This window comes from Flavobacterium cupreum (genome assembly GCF_003996965.1).
Classification (GTDB): domain Bacteria; phylum Bacteroidota; class Bacteroidia; order Flavobacteriales; family Flavobacteriaceae; genus Flavobacterium; species Flavobacterium cupreum.
In genome coordinates this window covers 1-2,628 of the sequence record NZ_QWDM01000040.1, presented here as the reverse complement: position 1 = coordinate 2,628, position 2,628 = coordinate 1, and the positions used below count along the sequence as shown (strand labels likewise).

General features: G+C 35.3%; 2 protein-coding genes. Both read left to right on the top strand.

The annotated features are described in order from the left end of the window. Positions 1-180 precede the first annotated feature (180 nt). The gene (gene istA / locus D0817_RS24655; RefSeq protein ID WP_127340990.1) at positions 181-1,728 is read left to right on the top strand and encodes an IS21 family transposase; all 1,548 of its coding nucleotides are present in this window, start codon (positions 181-183) and stop codon (positions 1,726-1,728) included. Between the two features lie 16 nt (positions 1,729-1,744). Beyond that, on the top strand, positions 1,745-2,482 hold the full coding sequence (istB, locus tag D0817_RS24650; RefSeq protein WP_056251131.1) for an IS21-like element helper ATPase IstB: 738 nt from the start codon (positions 1,745-1,747) through the stop codon (positions 2,480-2,482). Positions 2,483-2,628: the final 146 nt, after the last annotated feature.

Genomic DNA, 2,628 nt, shown 5'->3' with positions numbered 1-2,628 from the left:
TGGAAAAACCGGTCAATTTGACCACCTAATTCCGGAGTAAATTGACCACCCGTTCCGGAGCAAACTGACCACCTAATTCCGGAGCAAATTGACCACCAGGTTTTGTGGTGAATTAAGTATTAAAAACTATTGATTTTTTCATGTTGTTAGAACCATACATTCGTTAAAAATATACGGATTATGGCAAACAAAATAACAGACATGAGTAAAATTAGAAAAGTAATTAAATTCTATTGTAATGGAAAGAGTAAGTTATTTATAAGTAGCTACTTATCCCTTTCAAGAAATACTGTAAAGAAATATATTTCTTTATTCGAAGTTCTCGGATTAAGCTTTGAATTAATCGACCAAAAAACCGATGCAGAGCTGGAACTTTTATTCTCCCAGACTAGTGTAGAGGCCATTAGCCCGAGATTACAGACACTTTATGATTTTTTTCCTAAAATGGAACGTGAACTAAAAAAAGTTGGCGTTACCGTACAGCATATGTGGGAACAATATATTGCTGTAAATCCGGATGGTTATCGAACTTCACAATTTCATTATCATTATAATATATGGGGCAAACGAGTTAATCCGGTCATGCACATGAACCATAAGGCTGGTGATAAAATGTATGTCGATTATGCTGGAAAGACACTCTCCATTATTGATATAGATACCGGAGAAGTCAAAGAAGTGCAATTTTTTGTAGCAATATTAGGAGCCAGCCAATACACGTATGCTGAAGCTTCCATGAGCCAGCAAAAGGAAAATTTTGTTGACTCGGTAGAGAATGCCATGCGCTTTTTTGAAGGCACTCCTGCTGCCATTGTTCCGGATAATTTAAAATCTGCAGTAATAAAAAGCAGTCGTTTTGAACCGACAATCAATGAAACCCTGGCTGATTTAGCAGAACACTACGAAACTACAATTTTACCTGCCAGAGCTTACAGACCCAGAGACAAATCATTAGTTGAAGGAGCTGTTAAGATATTATATCGAAGGATTTATGTAACCATAAAAGAAACTAAGTTCTTTTCTCTGGAAGAATTAAACCAGCAGATCTGGGATTTACTTGACTCTCACAATAACAGAAAACTAACAGGACGCCCTTATTCCCGCTTTGAATTATTTTTAGAAGACGAAAAAGAAAAACTGCGTCCACTGCCACAAGATCGTTTTGAAATTAAATATCAATCTTTTGCAACAGTAATGCAAAACGGTCATGTTCAATTAAGCCAGGACAAAAACTATTACAGCGTTCCATATCAATATGTAAAAAAGAAAGCAAAGCTGTTATATACCAAATCAACGGTAGAGATTTATTATAAATACAATCGAATAGCTGTACATCCAAGAAACTACAAACCTTATGTCTATACAACAACCCCTGAGCATTTAGCAAGTACACATCAATTTGTAGCCCAATGGAGTGCTGCCCGCTTCATTGAATGGGCTAATAATATTGATGAGTCAGTAGGAGAATATATAATGCAGATAATCGAAAGCAGAAATCATCCTGAACAGGCTTATAAAAGCTGTTTAGGAATACTGAATTTTGAAAAAAAGGTAGGCAGACAGCGATTAATAAATGCCTGCAGGCGGGCACTTGATTTTAAAATTTACAATTTTAAGACCATACAAAATATTTTAGAAAACAACTTGGATCATATTGATTTTGATCAAGAACCTGAGCAAGAACTTCCCGATCACAGTAACATAAGAGGAAAACACTATTATAACTAAATTAAATCTTGAAAAAATGAATGAATCCACAGTAACCAAAATGAAACAGATGAAGCTTTATGGCATGTTTAATGCTTTTAAAACAGCCATTGAAAGCGGAAAAACAGATCATTATACCCTTGACCAGTTTGTATCGATGATTATTGATGCAGAATGGGATGAAAGATATAATCGTCGTATTGAACGAAGTATCACTAATGCCAAATTCCATTACAAATCAAATATTGAAAGTATCAATTTTGATGTATCACGAAATCTGGACCGAAACATGGTACTGCGTCTGGCAGAATGCGAATTTATAGAGAAAAATGAAAACATCTTAATTACTGGAAGTACCGGGGTTGGTAAAAGTTATTTAGGTACTGCATTAGGTTATCAAGCCTGTATACAGGGTTTTAAGGTAAGTTATTTTAATACCTCAAAATTGTTTGCTAGACTAAAAATGGCTAAAGCAGATGGTACTTATCTGCGGGAACTTACCAAAATACAAAGACAGGATGTTATAATACTTGATGATTTTGGGCTTCAGGCACTTGACAGCCATAACCGGATTACTCTTTTGGAGATCATAGAGGACAGGCATAATAACGGCTCTATAATCGTGACATCACAAATCCCAGTTCAGGGCTGGTATGATATAATTGGAGAAAAAACGATAGCCGATGCAATATTAGACAGACTTATACACCAATCTCACAGGCTTGAATTACATGGAGAATCGATGAGAAAGAAAAGAGGAATAAACAAAGAGTGATATTTTATTATATTTGAATACTAATTAACAGATGAAAAAATATAGTTTTTAATCAAAACGGAGGTGCTCACTTTGCACCGGAATTAGGTGGTCATTTTGAACTGGAATCAGGTGCTCACTTTAAAACGGAATGGGGTGATCAATAT

Coding starts and splice junctions, on each gene's coding strand:
- istA (WP_127340990.1), top strand. CDS start 181: ATGGCAAACAAAATAACAGACATGAGTAAAATTAGAAAAGTAATTAAA.
- istB (WP_056251131.1), top strand. CDS start 1,745: ATGAATGAATCCACAGTAACCAAAATGAAACAGATGAAGCTTTATGGC.